The organism is Anaerovibrio slackiae, assembly GCF_009695585.1.
GTDB lineage: Bacteria > Bacillota > Negativicutes > Selenomonadales > Selenomonadaceae > Anaerovibrio > Anaerovibrio slackiae.
The window spans coordinates 1-15913 of record NZ_VUNR01000032.1; the positions used below are offsets into that span (position 1 = coordinate 1).

Here is a 15913-nt window from a genome sequence, read left to right on the forward strand (position 1 = left end):
TCGATACAGATAGCCTTTTTGCTGTAACACATCATTCACCTCCTGCCACCTATTATTATATCATCGATATGTTCTATTGTCCACCTCAATTACTTGCGTAAATTCGGTGGACGTGGCATTCATCTCCCTCCTATAGAGGAAGGGAGATGAATGCCACATTAAGATAAAATACTTGCTACTATATTGTTTGCTTGTTACAATGATAGCAGAATACGTTGTGTGCATATTTTGAGGGGGGTTAGCATGACAGAAAACGAGCAGAGGGAAACGGCAAAGGCATTTGCGGAAAAATGGCAGGGCAAGGGCTATGAAAAGGGGGAAACACAAAAATTCTGGATGGAGTTTATCAGGACAGTCTATGGCGTGGAAAATCCAGAAGATTACATGAATTTTGAAGTGCAGATACAGCTGTCCAATGTAAGCTTCATAGATGTGTATATTCCATCTACCAAGGTCATCATTGAGCAGAAAAGCATAGGAAAAGATTTGACCAAGGGCATCAAGCAGTCCGATGGCACATGGCTGACACCCATGCAGCAGATGATACGCTATGCCAACGCCATGAACTATGACGAAATGCCCCGCTGGGGCATTTCCTGCAATTTTCAGGAGTTCATGATTTTTGACTTCAATAATAAGCATAGCGAGCCGGAAAGAATCAAGCTGGCTGATTTGCCTGATGAATTTCACCGCCTTGACTTTCTCATTGCCAAGGACAACATCCATATCCGCAAAGAAGTGGAAATATCCGTTGAGGCAGGCAAGCTGGTGGGCAGGATATACGATTATATCGCTGCCAAATACGATAGCCAAACGCCGGAAGTCCTGCAAAGCCTGAACAAGCTATGCGTGCGATTGATTTTCTGCATGTATGCCGAGGATGCAGGGATTTTCCAGCACAATCAGTTCTACAATTACATGAAGAATTTTCCAGCTAAGTTTTTCCGCAAGGAATTGATAGAGCTGTTCCGGGTGCTGAATACTCCTGTAGCAGAAAGAGATAAATACCTTGAGCCGGAACTGGCTGCTTTTCCCTATGTCAATGGCGGTCTGTTTGATGGTGAAATTGAAATACCCCAGATGGATGAGCGCACTGTAGAGGTCATCATGGAAGAAGCCTCCCTCAGCTTCAGCTGGCGTGACATCAGCCCCACCATCTTCGGGGCGGTATTTGAAAGCACTCTGTCCGCCAAAACCAGGCGCAGTGGCGGCATGCACTACACCAGCATCGAAAACATACACAAAGTTATCGACCCGCTGTTTCTGGATGACCTGGCAGAGGAATTGGAAGCCATTCTTGCCATACCGCAGGTGAAGCAGAGAAACAGCAAACTGGCAGACTATCAGGACAAGCTGGCAAGTCTGACCTTCTTTGACCCCGCCTGCGGCAGCGGCAACTTCCTGACAGAAACATATATTGCTTTAAGGAGACTGGAAAACAGGGGGATTCAGGCCTTGCTAGGGGAGCAGATTGTCCTGGGTGACATAGCCAATCCCATAAAGGTATCTATTCATCAGTTCTACGGCATCGAAATCAACGATTTTGCTGCATCCGTAGCCAAAACCGCCCTTTGGATAGCAGAATATCAGATGATGGTGGAAACACAGGGCATTGTCAACATGAATCTGGACTTCCTGCCCCTCAAGAGCTACTCCAACATCGTAGAGGGCAACGCCCTGCGGCTTGATTGGAGCAGTGTTATATCGCCTGACAAACTTCACTATATAATGGGTAATCCGCCCTTCATAGGTGCACGTCAAATGGAAGCTGGCGGTGAGCAGAAGCTCGATGTGGCACTTGTCTTTGATGGCTGGAAAAATTTTGGCAATCTTGATTATGTCTGCTGCTGGTACAAAAAAGCTGCAGATTATATTCATGGCACATCAATCCATTGTGCTTTTGTATCTACCAATTCCGTTACCCAGGGGGATTCGGTAGGAATTTTGTGGAAGCCATTATTTGCAGGCGGCATACAGATTGATTTTGCTCACAGAAGCTTTATCTGGGACAGCGAAAGCAATCAAAAAGCCCATGTACATTGCGTAATAGTCGGTTTCAGCGAAGTCGGCAGGCTGCAAAAAGTCATTTACATTGACAATCAGCCTAAAAAGGTAGCCAATATTAACGCCTATCTGGTAGAAGCGGAAAATGTATTTGTAGAGAGCAGAAACAAACCGCTGTGCAATACACCAATAATTGGCATAGGGAATAAACCTATTGATGGGGGATTTTATCTTTTTACTAAAGAGGAAATGGAAGTTTTTGTAAAAAAAGAGCCAAAATCAAAGGCTTATTTCAAGCCGTGGTATGGCTCAAAGGAATTTATTCATCGTAAACCACGTTATTGTCTGTGGCTTGGTGATTGTCCACCGAATGTTATTGTAAAAATGCCACACTGCTTTGAAAGGGTAAAATCAGTAAGAGAATATCGCTTGCAAAGTCCAAGTGCTGGAACAAGAAAATTAGCAGAGAAACCTACCAGATTTCATGTTGAAAACATGCCTGAGGGAAATTATATTGTGATACCAAAGGTGTCATCAGAGAACAGGTCGTATATTCCGATGGGCTTTATGACGCCGGATATTTTATGCAGTGATTTGGTTTTTATCTTGCCGGAGGGGGATTTGTACCATTTTGGTGTGCTGGAAAGTAATGTGCACATGGCATGGATGCGTACAGTGGCAGGTCGGTTAGAAATGAGATATAGGTATTCAAAGGATATTGTCTACAATGCTTTTCCGTGGTGCAATCCGACAGAGGCACAAAAGAAAAAGATAGAGAAGACTGCTCAGGCAATATTGGATGCAAGGGCGAAATATCCTGATTTATCCTATGCGGATTTGTATGGTGAGGCGATGTTCCTGTATGGTGATTTGCTGAACGCCCATAGGGCCAATGACATGGCGGTGATGGAGGCCTATGGATTTTTCATGGAGCCTACACCGGAGCATCCGTCTAAATGGTACAGCCCATCGGAAACAGTGGCAGCTTTGATGAAGATGTATCAGGAACTGACTGAAAAAAGCAACGGTTAAAAACATCAATTTATGGGTTTTCGCGTAGCACTAAATGCTATCAGACTGCTACAGGAACTGCTACCAGACCTGCTACGTCCTATAATATATATAAGATAAAGATAAATGCATAAGACGAATTATAAAAATTTTTTCTGCTCATCTGTCACAGAGAGGGCAGAAGAAAATTGCTGTTGTCAAAAAATGCCAGTAAAAAAATTTTTTTTCACGCCAGCTTATTGCCGCCCTCAATAGCGGCAATAAGGCTGGTGCTTTTTTCTTGCATGTTGACTCAAGCTGAAAAATGCTGTACAATAAAGACATAAAAAAAGAGCGAACCACAACGATGGCTCGCCACTATAGGTTTTTGGGGAGAAAATCTCGACCATACACCAGTGTTGGAGCACTGATGGTCACAGCATCTACGAAGAAGTCATCCAGGCGAGGATGGCTTTTTTCGTGCAGTAAAACTGCTAAAAGATGTGGCCGATATGTGACTTATATCTTAATGCAGAAGCATCAAAGCCAGTTCGCCCCCTTATTTCAGCTTTTCGTAAAGCCATATTGATTGCCCTGGTAGCGTACAACAGTGTGTAGTTGATAACTAAGTGCATATCTGTTCAGACACAAAGAGGGACAGGTGCGGCATGTACCCAAAGAAAACCTTGAGTGCAGCCTCGCTTCTTAGCGAGTGCGAGCGTAAGCGATGCAGGAGCTTAGAAGCGCGAGGCTGTGCTAAGAGCGAGAGCGAGTTTTCTATGGGTACTGCCGCTACCTGTCCCTTTTAAATGTCTGAACAGAATCCACGAATTATCAAACTATCTCAATACGTATATGCTCACAGTTACAAATAACCACTACGACAAACTGAAAATTTCTGCCATGTATGTAATGAATTAGGAGTATTTGCGTATAAATAGCAAAACCACAAAACAATTAAAATATGATGGGAGATGTTTGGATTATGAAAATCAATAAGCAGGAATTACTTGATACCGTGAATAAGCTCATGGAAAAGATTGGGCAGGATGAAGCATTTGCGAGGGCACTTGCTGAGAAGCAGACTTCGGCAGAGGTGGCAGAATTTTTGCTGGCTAACGGCATCAGCATTTCAAAAGATACTATTGATGCTGTAATCGATATGCTGAAGAAAGAGGCTTCCGGTTCAGCCAAGGTTGAGTTATCCGAAGATGCTCTGGACAATGTGGCTGCCGGAATGGCTGTGCGCCCTCCTTCCCTTGCCAGATTTGTGAACTGGGGCGGAATGTATTGATAAGCTGCTGCCGTAATAATTTCACTTCCTGCTTTGACTGAGTCTATGTATGTAGCAAAAATGGCACTGTTTTCTGTGTATACAGAGTGCAGTGCTATTTTTTTTGCAGGAATTTTGCATTTTTTGTAGAATATAACGGTGTGATTGTGATTATTGACTGATAGGGGATATATTTTGTGCGTATTTTCATGGGGGCGGTGTGTTTGAAAAAATATTTTTATATAGCCATGGTTATGGTGATTATCATGGCATTGACCATTATCGGCTACGGCATTTTTGTCAATTACAAGGGCGAGAGCGTTATCTTGGAAAGGATGAATAACCGCTCTGTGATAGTCAATGCTACCACTGTAAAAATACGGCAGATTCACGCCCAGTATGAGTTTCCTGAGGCAAGCATGTACTCCCGGCAGTCTGTGGATGTGATTGCCAAGGTGGATGGTGTCATCACAAAAAAATATACCCACAAGAATAAATATGTGCATGCCGGTGATGTGGTGGTGGAGCTGACCAATGAGGATTTGCCCCTGAAAATCAAGCAGGCAGAAAGTGCCCTGCGCCGGGCGGAGGCGGTGGAGCTGCAGGCAAAGAACAGCTACAGCCGCTACAGCAGCCTGATTGAGCAGAATGCTACATCACTGGAAAAGCTGGATGAGGCAAGGGCGAATTTTGCGGCGGCCCAGGCTGATACAGCCAACGCCCAGGCCCAGTATGAGCAGGCTGTGCTCAACCAGGGCAGGCTGCATGTGGTGAGCAATGCGGAAGGATATGTGCTGGTCAGCTACAAGGAGGAAGGAAACTTTGTCACGGCTGGCACGCCCATCTGCCTGATTGGTGACTTCCGGTCCCTGTGGTTTGCCCTGAACATGGAGGATGCTGCCCTCCGTTCATTGCTGGGCGAGGCAGGAGAAAAGGGAAATTTTACGTTATCCTTTAAGCGGCCTGATTTTGTGAAGGCATACAATACGGAATACAACTCCGGCAACAAAGGCAGCAAGAGCGTTTTTGCTGTGGATATTTTCGGCATTTATCCTGCCCTGTCAGAGCCTGCGGAGATGCGCCGGGTAGTATTTAATGTCTATAATGATGCAGGTATCCTGGAAGCCAGAAGCTACGAGGATATGGTGCTGACAGCCAATCAGCCGCGCTATGTCCTGTCCGTACCTGTGGAAGCCCTTGATAACAACTATGATACAGGCAATGTCTATGTGATTAACAGCAATAATGAGCTGGAGGAGCGCCATGTGGAGGTAGGAGCTGTAGGAGAGAAATATGCGGAAATCCTGTCCGGCCTGCAGGAGGGGGATATAGTAGTGGTATCCGGCATTGATGGACTGAAGGAAGGTCAGAAGGTAGAGGCAAATATGGAGGAAGGGGAGGAATGAAATGGTAAATCCTGAGAGATTGTTTAGCAGGGAAGCCTTGGACAAGATGCGTTCCCCGGAGAAACTGGATACCCTGCTCCATGTAACCAATCCTATCGGCTGGATAGGGCTGGTGGCTATTTTACTGCTGCTGGCAGGCGTTGTGCTTTGGTCTATTATGGGCTCCTTTACAGTCAAGGCTGATGGCTACGGCCTGATTACGGATGCCGGCGGCCTCAGGAAGGTAACTGTGATGACTACAGGTCAGGTAAATAAGCTGTATATCAATAAGGGGGCACGGGTGAAGAAAAATCAGCAGATGGCCCAGATAGACCAGGTGAACATGACTATGGATACCATCGCCGTCAGGAACAGCATTGACCTGGGGGCGAACCGCAGCGATGTGGAGCAGAGGGTAAACGCCCATGATGCCAAGCGTACGGCGGAGGCGGTCAACGAGCAGATTTACAGCCCTTATACAGGAGTTGTAACAGAGCTTTTGGCCGATGAGGGAACTGTGGTCAGGGCAGGTGATGAGATATGCACTATCCGGCTGGATGAAGACCGCAGTGACCTGACCGGCATTATGTATGTATCGGTAGACAAGGGCAAGAGGCTGGAGCCGGGCATGAGCATCCAGCTGGCACCTAACGGGGCTGATACCAGCCAGACAGGCAGCCTGCTGGGGGTAGTGCGTTCTGTGTCGGATTATCCTGTGGACCAGGCATCCATGGTGCGCAATCTTGGCAATGCCCAGCTGGCCCAGACTATTTTGCAGCAGGTGCAGAATTCCGTGGTGGAGGTGCGGTTTGACCTGGTAAAAAATGAAAATGATGCGTCGGGGTATCTCTGGACATCTATTGTAGGGGAGCACAAGCCCGTGACGGCAGGTACCTATGTGACAGGCAGCGTGATTATTGACCGCAAGGCGCCTATTGAAAAAGTATTCTACAAGGCCAGCCAGTGGCTGAGAAACAGGTGATGGCCATGAAAAAGAGTTTTAGTTTTTGGCAGGAGATAAAGGATGCTCTGTCTGAAAAGCTGGCAGGGGATAAGGGGAGCCGCGTCAAGGTGCCGGTTATTCTCCAGATGGAGGCTACCGAGTGCGGTGCTGCTTCCCTGGCTATGGTGCTGGCACATTATGGCATGTGGATTCCCCTGGAAAAGCTCCGGCAGGAATGCGGCGTGAACCGGGATGGTTCCAAGGCAAGCAATGTATTGAAGGCAGCCAGGAAGCTGGGCTGTGAAGCGGCAGGCTACCGCATGATGGCAGACCAGCTCCGGGAGGAAAAATATCCCCTGATTATTCACTGGGAGTTCAATCATTTTGTGGTGCTGGAGGGCATCAAGGGGGACAGGGTGTACCTGAATGACCCTGCTGTAGGCAGGCGTACTGTAGGCTGGGCTGAGTTCAAGGGCTCCTATACGGGTATTGCCATGGAAATACGCCCAGGGGAGAATTTCCAGCCCATGGGACACCGCTACAACGTGCTGAAGGATGTGGGCAGCAAGCTCTGGCAGGACAAGTGGGCGGTGCTCTTTGTGCTGCTGATCGGGCTGGGGATGCTGGTTTTCCAGCTGGCATCTCCTGTCATGAGCCAGATTTTTCTGGATGATATCCTGACCGGCAAGCATCCTGACTGGATGGTAAATCTCATGCTGGCCATGACCTTGTCCTTTGTACTGAGCGGCATTCTTTCCTTTATGCGCAGCTGGTGCCTGACCAGGTGGCAGGAGAAGATTACCCTGGCGGATTCCAGCAGTTTTTTCTGGCATCTTCTGAAGCTGCCCATGGATTTTTTTCAGCAGCGTTTTGCCGGGGAGATTGCTTCCCGTGCCAGCTTCACGGAGTCTATTGCAGCTGTTTTGAGCGGCTCGGCGGCTACCTGCCTGCTGGATTTCTTTACGGCACTATTTTTCCTGTTTTTGCTGTACGAATACAGTCCCAGCCTGACAGTGATCGGTGTCAGCTTCAGCCTGGTGGATTTGGGCGTTTTCTTCTATCTCAGGCGGCGCATGACGGATTTGTCCATGCGGGTGCAGCAGGAGTCAGGCAAGGCCTATGGCAACTCCATGAACGGCTTGCAGATGATTGAGACCATCAAGGCAAACGGCAACGAGGCGGATTTTTTTGGCAAGGTGGCAGGCTACCATGCCAAGGTGCTGGCAAGCTCCCAGGAGATTGCCCTTTTGAGCCAGAGCGTCAATATGATTCCCATGCTGATGAGCGGACTGAATAGTGCCCTTATCATGACCATCGGCGGCTTTTCCATTATGGAAGGGGTGATGACAGCCGGTATATTCATGGCATTTCAAAGCTTGATGGGCAATTTCCAGACTCCTTTTAACAATCTGGTGGGGCTGGGACAGGAGCTGCAGTCTACGGAAATGCAGATGCAGAGGCTGAACGATGTGCGAAAATACGAGATTGACAGGCTGAATTATCAGGAGGAGGAGCCTGACTGTCCGTTCAAGGTATTGAAGGGCAGGGTGGAGCTGAAGGATATTTATTTCGGCTACAGCCGTCTGGCGGCACCTCTTTTGCAGAATATGAGCCTGACTATAGAGCCTGGGCGGTGGGTGGCACTGGTGGGCACTTCCGGCAGCGGCAAGTCTACCCTGGGCAGGGTGGTGACAGGCCTCTATGAGCAGTGGGAGGGGAAAATCCTCTTTGATGGCATGGAGCGGGAAAGGATTCCCCGCAGGGTGATTGTGAATTCGGTGTCTTCTGTAGACCAGGAGGTTTTCCTGATGAGCGGCACGGTGCGCGAGAATATCAGCATGTTTGATGCTGCCATCAGCCGGGATGATGTGATCCGGGCGGCAAGGGATGCCTGCATCCATCAGGATATAGTGCAGCTGAATGGCAGCTATGAGGCACATGTGGATGAGGGAGGCAGGAATTTCAGCGGCGGCCAGCGGCAGCGGCTGGAGATTGCCAGGGCTTTGGCAGGCAATCCAAGCTTCCTGGTGCTGGATGAGGCAACCAGTGCCCTGGACCCCCTGACTGAGGCGGAAATCATGCAGAATATCCGCCGCCGGGGCTGCTCCTGCCTGGTGATTGCCCATCGTCTCAGCACTATCCGGGATTGTGATGAGATTATTGTGCTGGAGCAGGGAAAGATTGTGGAGCGCGGCACTCATGAGGAATTATTTGGGCAGCAGGGAGCTTATTACAACCTGATTATGGAGCAGCAGAGGGTGGCAGAAAATGAGCAGTCAGTGGGAGGTGAGTAAATGCCGGGCATGGAAGTTGGACTTAGTATTTATCCAGGTGAACGCATGGGGCTGTCAGGGCAGTTTGAGCTGATGCGTGTGCAGTCGGGCTTTTGCGAGCTTTACGCAGAGGATGCCAGGACCGGCAGGCAGCTGTTTTTGATGGAGCTGCGCGCCGGGGAGCCTGTTTTTCTCATCAATGATGACAGGATAAGCATATATGTGTATGCTGTGGAGGAAAGCAGCCTGTGTCCTGCCAATCCTACTGATTATAATGAGCAGGAACTTGGACATTTGCTCAGTCATTGGTATAGAAAGTTGTTCGACATTTCCTTTATCAGCCGGGAGGCATTGAAAAGCCGGGAAGCTCTTGCCTACTGGGAGGGTATGCAGGAAAAGATATCCTCTATGAAATATGAGGAGCTGCTGCGTCTGTGGCAGGACCGGCAGAAGGTGCTGGCTGGCAGGCTGCGCAGGCATTTTGATCTGCTGCAGCATGACAAGGAAGCCAGGCTTGGTAAGGCGGCGGATTACAGGCAGCAGCTGGTGGATGTGTCTATTAACAATCTTCTGCAAAAGGAGGTTGTGGAGCGCAAGGAGGAAGAAGGAAAGCAGCAGGAGCGTGCAGCTTTTGTTATTCGCATGGTGGCAAAGGCGTTGGGGATGCCCCTGGAAAATATTCATATCAGCCCTGAGCTGGCTGGCAAGCTGGATCAGCTGGGACTGATAAAGAGGCTTATGCAGAAGGGCAATATGACCATGCGTCTGGTGAGCCTGTCAGATGACTGGTACAAAAAGGATTGCGGCGTGCTGCTTGGCTATGCGGGAGAGGAAAAGGAGCTGGCGGCACTGGTGCCGGAGAGTGAAAGCTCCTACAAGATGTATACTTATGACCACCCGGAGGGGGTGCCGGTAGACAGCAGTTTGGCGGCTTCTATAGATGGTGACGGTTTTCAGTGCTATGCCGGGTTTCCGGCCAGAAGGCTGAAGGTCAGGGATTTGCTGATATTCATGTTCAGGCACTGCTGGAAGCGCGACTATCAGGCGATTATCCTGTGCAGCCTGGCGGCTGGCATTATTCCGCTGGTTTCCCCTATTATTACGGAGACTGTCTTTAGCGATATTATTCCCATCCGGGACCATGTGGGACTGGCGGCAGTTACCCAGATTATGCTGATTACGGGCTTTACTACGTCAGCTCTTTCCCTGGTGCGCTCTATTGCGGTGCTGCGCATTACCAATCATCTTGATATGTCGGTGGAAGCTGCTCTCTGGGGCAGGCTTTTGCAGCTGCCGGCAAAATTTTTCCGGCGGTTTGAAACAGGGGAGCTCCTGCAGCGCATGAATGGTATTGAGGCAATCAAATCCATGGCTACAGGGCAGTTTGTGGGGCAGATTTTCAACTTTGTCTTTTCCTTTTGGAGCATAGGGCTGATGCTGTGGTATAGCTGGAAGCTTACCCTGGAGGCACTGGCAGTCTGGGCTGTTTATCTGGTGGTGGTGGCATTTATCTATCGCCGCCTGATTAATTTTCAGAGGGAAATGCTGCAGGCGTCCAATCAGACAGCAGGGCTTTTGCAGCAGATTTTTACCGGGCTGGCAAAGTTTCGGGTGCATGGTGCAGAAGCGCAGGCCTTTTATCTCTGGTCAAAGGTATTTGGCGTGGAATGGAAATGGAAGATGAAGCTCCGCTGGCAGGGCAATTATAACGGCATTATCGGGGCGGTGCAGCCCTTTATCCTGAATATGCTTTTATACTATACTGCCATGTACGGCATGCAGGAAACCACTGCTGCAGGGCAGGTGGTGCAGCATATCAGCTATCCTCAGTTCCTGGCCTTTCAGGCGGCATTTTCTTCCTTTAATGGTACGGTTGTGGGTATAGTGCCGCTGTTGGCGCAGTTCTTCACCATCAAGCCTCATGTGGACAACCTGCGTCCTATCCTGGAGGAGGTGCCGGAGGTGACGGAGGACAAGCTGGATGCGGATGTGCTGACTGGGGCGGTCAGGATTGAGCATCTTACTTTCAGCTATGGTGATGATATGCCTGATGTGCTGAAGGATATCAGCCTGGATATCCGTGCCGGGGAAAATGTGGCTATCGTGGGCAAGTCAGGCTGCGGCAAATCAACTTTGCTGAGATTGCTGCTGGGCATGGAAACGCCCAAGCGCGGTGTAATATACTATGATTATCAGGATATGCAGGAGCTGAATCTGGCTTCTGTACGCTGCCAGCTGGGGGTGGTGCTGCAGAATGGCCAGCTGATGACGGGAGATATATACACAAATATAGTAGGAACCTCGCCACTGACTATGGAGGATGCCTGGGAAGCGGCGGAGCTGGCAGGGATTGCTGATGATATCCGCGCCATGCCTATGGGGATGCACACGGTTATCAGCGAGGGCAGCGGCAATATTTCCGGCGGCCAGCGGCAGCGCATCCTGATTGCCCGGGCTATTGCCGGGCGGCCTGCCATCATTATGCTGGATGAGGCTACCAGTGCCCTGGACAACAGGACTCAGGCGATTGTGACAGAAAGCCTGAACCGCATGAAGGCTACCAGGATTGTTATAGCCCACAGGCTCAGCACCATCAGGGAAGCGGAGCGGATTGTGGTGATTGATGATGGCAGGGTGGCAGAGCAGGGCAGCTTTGAGGAGCTGATGGAGATGGATGGCATGTTTGCGCAGCTGGCAAAGCGTCAGATGGCATAGGAGGAGTTTATATGCTGGATATGCGGGAGAGCGTTGCAGAGCGCAGGAGTGGTTATTATAATGAGCTGGCAGAGCGGGCAAGATACGATAAGGAAGCCTTTAGCGAGCTGTATGATTATTTTTTTCCGCGGGTTTATAACTTTATTTTTGCCAAGGTCAAGAATGCGGAGCAGGCAGATGATATTATCAGCATTACCTTTGAAAAGGTATTTGTGAAGCTGGGGGATTATGACAGCGGCAAGGGAGCTTTTTCCACCTGGATTTTCCGGATTGCCCTCAATGAGATGAACAGCTTATTCAGGAAGCACAAGCAGCTGAATGAGGCGGCCTGGGAGGATTTTTTTGAGCCGGCTGACGGCAGGAAGACGCCGGAGCAGCAGGTCTTGTCTGATGAAGGGGACAGCCAGCTGCTTATGGCTATGGACAAGCTTAATGACAGGGAGCGGCGGATTGTCTCCCTGAAATACTTTACGGGCATCAGCAACAAGGAAATTGCCGAGATGGAGGACATGACCGCCAACAATGTGGGAGTTGTCCTGCACCGGGCGCTGGACAAGCTGAAAGCTATATTGGAGGGCAGCGGCTACACAATATAAAAAATCTGGAAATTTTTTGAGATTTTTTGTAATGTTTTTCGTTTCTGTGCGTATAAAGGACAGAAACAAGGTTGTGAAAACCATATCAGAAAGGCAGATAAAGCAGAATAGTAGAAAGGAAGCGGTTATGATGAAAGAAGATAAGGTTATGCTGAATGATGAGGAGATGGATAATGTATCCGGTGGCAAGACCACACTTACCTGTGAGATTAAGTATAGCGAAAGAAAGCAGGCTTATTATGTCAGAGTGCATAATTATAGCGAAAAAGGAACTTTTCCGAATATTTCAATATCTGATTCAACCATTAATGTCGGGCTGGACAGAATTCAGGAATATTTTGATAGGTATCCTGGCGCTGATATTATAGGGACGGATGGCAAGCCTTTTTCGATACCTAAAGATTTAGTTTGATAAGATTTCGGTTTGATTCAGGTATTGAGTCAATTTCTGAAGTGAGGTGAAGGCGATGGAACCGAAGGTGGATTTCAGTAAGTTTTCCAAGGTTCAGGCAAGCCTGAAGGAGAGGCTGCTGGCAAAGTATGATGAAAAGCAGCTGCTGGCTGATGATGAGCTGGACATGGTGGCGGCAGCAGGTTATAAATGGCCTATTAAAAAGCCTCGCTGAGAGGATGATGAGCCGGATGTGGCGGTAGCAGGTGCGATTGCCCGTCATCATTACAGGATGCAGGGGCTGGCTATCATAAATGTGCAAAAAAGCTGTTATTTCTTTTTGGAGATAACAGTCTTTTTTTGTTTTCTTTTGGCGGAAAAATCGGTATAATATGTATTGTATGCTTTTGGTTTGTGAAAGTTATTTTACATATTGAAATAGTAGTTAATTAACTCTTGACCTAAGGAGAAAAATATGCTATTATACAAAACATACAGGAAAACAATGTTTTAGGAGTTGAAGCCTGTGATTGATTTATCCCATATTGAGAAAATCTATGACAGTCCCTCGGGGCCAGTGAGAGCCATCAAAGATATCAGCCTGCATATCAACAGAGGCGAGATCTATGGCATCATCGGCCTCAGCGGTGCCGGCAAGTCTACCCTGGTGCGCTGCATCAATCTTTTGGAGCGGCCGACCAGCGGCAAGGTGACGGTGGACGGTCAGGATATTACAGCCATGAGCGAAAGCCAGCTGCGGCAGGCGAGGAAAAGCATCGGCATGATTTTTCAGCATTTTAACCTGCTGTCCTCGGCTACCGTGTATGAGAATGTGGCATTTCCCTTGCGGCTGGTAAATACGCCCAAGGAGAAGATTGACAAAAAGGTGACGGAGCTTTTGGAGCTGGTGGGGCTGGCTGATAAGGCAAACCAGTATCCAAGCCAGCTGTCAGGCGGTCAGAAGCAGCGTGTGGGCATTGCCAGGGCGCTGGCCAGCGAGCCGAAGATTCTGCTCTGCGATGAGGCTACCTCGGCACTGGACCCTCAGACCACCAAGGCAATTTTGCAGCTTATCAGGGATATCAATGCCAAGCTGAAGCTGACGGTGGTGGTCATCACTCACGAGATGCAGGTTATCAAGGACATCTGCGACAAGGTGGCTGTTATTGACAAGGGCGTGATTGCCGAGAAGGGCAAGGTGCTGGATGTGTTTACCAATCCCCAGCAGCCTATTACCAAGGAGTTTATCAGCGTGCTTCTCAGCAATGATTTGCCTGTAGGCTTCCGGGAGCGGGAGGTGCATCAGGAGCAGTTCAGCGGCAGCATCCTGCTGATCAGGATTACCTTTATCGGGGAATCTGCCAATGAGCCGGTTATCAGCAGGCTCATCAAGAATTTTGATTTGAATGTGGGCATTCTTTTCGGCAGCCTGGATGATATCAAGGGCGTGCCTTTCGGACGGCTGATTATCAGCCTGGACGGCAGGCAGCTGGAAATTCAGGAAGCACTGGAATATGTGCAGAAACAAAATCTGAAGGTGGAGGTGATTGGCTATGTCAGCAGACATGATTCCGCTCATCAGTAAGGCATTGGGAGAGACCGTCTACATGGTGGCGGTATCCATGCTGATTGCTACTATTATCGGCATTCCTCTGGGAGTGCTGCTGCACACCACCAACAAAAATCAGATTTTGGAGTGCCTGGTGCTGAACAAGGTGCTGGGGGCCGTAGTCAATGCGGTGCGCTCCATTCCTTTCGTCATCCTCATGGTGGCGATTATTCCGCTGACAAGGCTGATTGTGGGCAGCTCTATCGGCACTACGGCAGCTATGGTGCCTCTGGTATTGGCTTCTGTGCCTTTTATCGGCCGTCAGGTGGAGACTTCCCTGAGGGAAATCCCGGAGGGCATCGTAGAGGCGGCTCAGTCCATGGGTGCTACGCCGATGCAGATTATTACCAGGGTGCTGCTGCCGGAGGCTATGCCAAATATCGTGGCACAGCTGACCACGGTGGTCATCAGCCTGGTGGGAGAGTCAGCCATGGCAGGCGCCATTGGCGGCGGCGGTTTGGGTGACCTGGCTATCCGCTATGGCTACCAGCGTTTCCGGCCTGATATCATGATTGCTACCGTGGTGGTGCTGATTGTCATGGTGCAGGTAGTGCAGTTTGCCGGCAATGCCCTGGCAAAGAAGCTGGACAAGCGGTAGGTGGCTTGCTTGCGGCATTGGGGCGAAAAGTATAGCATTTTGACAAATTTGTACAACAAATTGGCAAAATGGCAGTGCTTGGCAGAGAAATTTTGTTCATGTGTTTATTGCCTCTCTAGGAGGAAATTATAATTTTTTATCAAGCTATCAAGGGGGAATTGTCTATGAAGAAATTGTTAGCAGTTTTGGCAGCATTGGCTGTGGCAGTACTGGCTTTGGCCGGCTGCGGCAGTGACAAGCAGGCTGCCAGTGAGACAAAGGTGCTGAAGGTAGGCGCTACTGCCGTGCCTCATGCAGAGGTGCTGGAGCAGGTCAAGGATGACCTGAAGGCACAGAATATCGATTTGCAGATTGTGGAGTTTAACGACTATGTACAGCCGAACCTGGCCCTGAACGACAAGGAGCTGGATGCCAACTACTTCCAGCATGCACCTTATCTGGACAACTTCATCAAGGAGCATCCTGAGGTAAAGGTTGCCAATGCTGCCGGTATTCACATCGAGCCGATGGGGATTTATTCCCACAAGGTAAAGAGCCTGGCAGAGGTCAAGGAGGGTGCTTCCGTAGCAATCCCTAATGATCCTACCAACGGCGGCCGTGCCCTGATTCTCCTGAGCAAGGCAGGCCTCATCAAGCTGAAGGATGATACCAACATTGCTGCTACTGTTCAGGATGTAGTGGAGAATCCGAAAAACCTGAAGTTCCAGGAGCTGGAGGCAGCCCAGGTGCCTCGTGCCATCGATGATGTTGACCTGGCAGTTATTAACAGCAACTTCGCTATGCAGGTACAGCTGAATCCTGTCAAGGACAGCCTGTTCATCGAGGATGCCACTTCTCCTTATGTAAATATCGTCGCTGTGCGCAATGGTGACGAGGAGCGTCCTGAGATCAAGGCACTGATCAAGGCGCTGCAGTCCGAGAAGGTAAAGAAGTTCATCGAGGAAAAGTATAACGGTGCAGTTGTGGCTACCTTCTGATTAGCTTTGTGATAATGGCTTTTATATGGCTGGCAAATGATTGGCAAATCATTTGCAGATAATGCATAAAATGCGTAAAAAAATGCTCAGATTGTCTGGAAAACAGACAATCTGAGCATTTTTTCGTGTCATGAGAAATAATGTGCATGTTTAGGAATT

General features: G+C 49.1%; 12 protein-coding genes. All 12 read left to right on the plus strand.

Features of this window, described 5'->3' with window-relative positions; all coding sequences use genetic code 11:
• Window positions 1–243 precede the first annotated feature (243 nt).
• The 12 genes from FYJ84_RS14720 (at window position 244) to FYJ84_RS12315 (ending at window position 15754) form a co-directional block, all read left to right on the plus strand.
• On the plus strand, window positions 244–3036 hold the full coding sequence (locus FYJ84_RS14720; RefSeq protein WP_154407898.1) for a DNA methyltransferase: 2793 nt from the start codon (window positions 244–246) through the stop codon (window positions 3034–3036).
• A gap of 943 nt (window positions 3037–3979) precedes the next feature.
• Window positions 3980–4288, plus strand: coding sequence for a hypothetical protein (locus tag FYJ84_RS12265; protein ID WP_154407899.1), 309 nt, complete (start codon window positions 3980–3982; stop codon window positions 4286–4288).
• A 203-nt stretch (window positions 4289–4491) separates the two neighbouring features.
• Window positions 4492–5673 (plus strand): efflux RND transporter periplasmic adaptor subunit, encoded by a 1182-nt coding sequence (locus tag FYJ84_RS12270; protein ID WP_205764253.1) that lies wholly within the window; start codon window positions 4492–4494, stop codon window positions 5671–5673.
• Between the two features lies 1 nt (window position 5674).
• On the plus strand, window positions 5675–6634 hold the full coding sequence (locus FYJ84_RS12275) for an HlyD family efflux transporter periplasmic adaptor subunit (RefSeq protein ID WP_154407901.1): 960 nt from the start codon (window positions 5675–5677) through the stop codon (window positions 6632–6634).
• Window positions 6635–6639: 5 nt separating this feature from the next.
• A complete protein-coding gene (locus FYJ84_RS12280; RefSeq protein WP_154407902.1) occupies window positions 6640–8889 on the plus strand; it encodes an NHLP family bacteriocin export ABC transporter peptidase/permease/ATPase subunit in 2250 nt (749 codons plus the stop codon).
• Entirely contained in the window at window positions 8890–11583 is a 2694-nt protein-coding gene (locus FYJ84_RS12285; protein ID WP_154407903.1) for an NHLP bacteriocin export ABC transporter permease/ATPase subunit, read from the plus strand.
• 11 nt (window positions 11584–11594) lie between these two features.
• On the plus strand, window positions 11595–12179 hold the full coding sequence (locus FYJ84_RS12290; protein ID WP_154407904.1) for an RNA polymerase sigma factor: 585 nt from the start codon (window positions 11595–11597) through the stop codon (window positions 12177–12179).
• 130 nt (window positions 12180–12309) lie between these two features.
• On the plus strand, window positions 12310–12591 hold the full coding sequence (locus FYJ84_RS12295; RefSeq protein WP_205764254.1) for a hypothetical protein: 282 nt from the start codon (window positions 12310–12312) through the stop codon (window positions 12589–12591).
• Window positions 12592–12646: 55 nt separating this feature from the next.
• Window positions 12647–12805: a hypothetical protein gene (locus FYJ84_RS12300; protein ID WP_154407906.1), complete on the plus strand. Its 159-nt coding sequence runs from the start codon at window positions 12647–12649 to the stop codon at window positions 12803–12805.
• A 291-nt stretch (window positions 12806–13096) separates the two neighbouring features.
• Window positions 13097–14155: a methionine ABC transporter ATP-binding protein gene (locus FYJ84_RS12305; RefSeq protein WP_277007898.1), complete on the plus strand. Its 1059-nt coding sequence runs from the start codon at window positions 13097–13099 to the stop codon at window positions 14153–14155.
• Complete coding sequence (locus tag FYJ84_RS12310) at window positions 14124–14777, plus strand: methionine ABC transporter permease (protein WP_154407908.1); 654 nt, start codon at window positions 14124–14126, stop codon at window positions 14775–14777. Before FYJ84_RS12305 ends, FYJ84_RS12310 begins: the two co-directional genes overlap by 32 nt.
• A gap of 164 nt (window positions 14778–14941) precedes the next feature.
• Window positions 14942–15754, plus strand: a complete 813-nt coding sequence (locus tag FYJ84_RS12315) for a MetQ/NlpA family ABC transporter substrate-binding protein (protein ID WP_154407909.1) — start codon at window positions 14942–14944, stop codon at window positions 15752–15754.
• The last annotated feature ends 159 nt before the right edge of the window (window positions 15755–15913 follow it).

What these genes read in the sequence shown, in the direction of transcription:
- FYJ84_RS14720 (WP_154407898.1), top strand. Translation starts at nt 244, where the DNA reads ATGACAGAAAACGAGCAGAGGGAAACGGCAAAGGCATTTGCGGAAAAA.
- FYJ84_RS12265 (WP_154407899.1), top strand. Translation starts at nt 3,980, where the DNA reads ATGAAAATCAATAAGCAGGAATTACTTGATACCGTGAATAAGCTCATG.
- FYJ84_RS12275 (WP_154407901.1), top strand. Translation starts at nt 5,675, where the DNA reads ATGGTAAATCCTGAGAGATTGTTTAGCAGGGAAGCCTTGGACAAGATG.
- FYJ84_RS12280 (WP_154407902.1), top strand. Translation starts at nt 6,640, where the DNA reads ATGAAAAAGAGTTTTAGTTTTTGGCAGGAGATAAAGGATGCTCTGTCT.
- FYJ84_RS12285 (WP_154407903.1), top strand. Translation starts at nt 8,890, where the DNA reads ATGCCGGGCATGGAAGTTGGACTTAGTATTTATCCAGGTGAACGCATG.
- FYJ84_RS12290 (WP_154407904.1), top strand. Translation starts at nt 11,595, where the DNA reads ATGCTGGATATGCGGGAGAGCGTTGCAGAGCGCAGGAGTGGTTATTAT.
- FYJ84_RS12295 (WP_205764254.1), top strand. Translation starts at nt 12,310, where the DNA reads ATGAAAGAAGATAAGGTTATGCTGAATGATGAGGAGATGGATAATGTA.
- FYJ84_RS12300 (WP_154407906.1), top strand. Translation starts at nt 12,647, where the DNA reads ATGGAACCGAAGGTGGATTTCAGTAAGTTTTCCAAGGTTCAGGCAAGC.
- FYJ84_RS12310 (WP_154407908.1), top strand. Translation starts at nt 14,124, where the DNA reads ATGTCAGCAGACATGATTCCGCTCATCAGTAAGGCATTGGGAGAGACC.
- FYJ84_RS12315 (WP_154407909.1), top strand. Translation starts at nt 14,942, where the DNA reads ATGAAGAAATTGTTAGCAGTTTTGGCAGCATTGGCTGTGGCAGTACTG.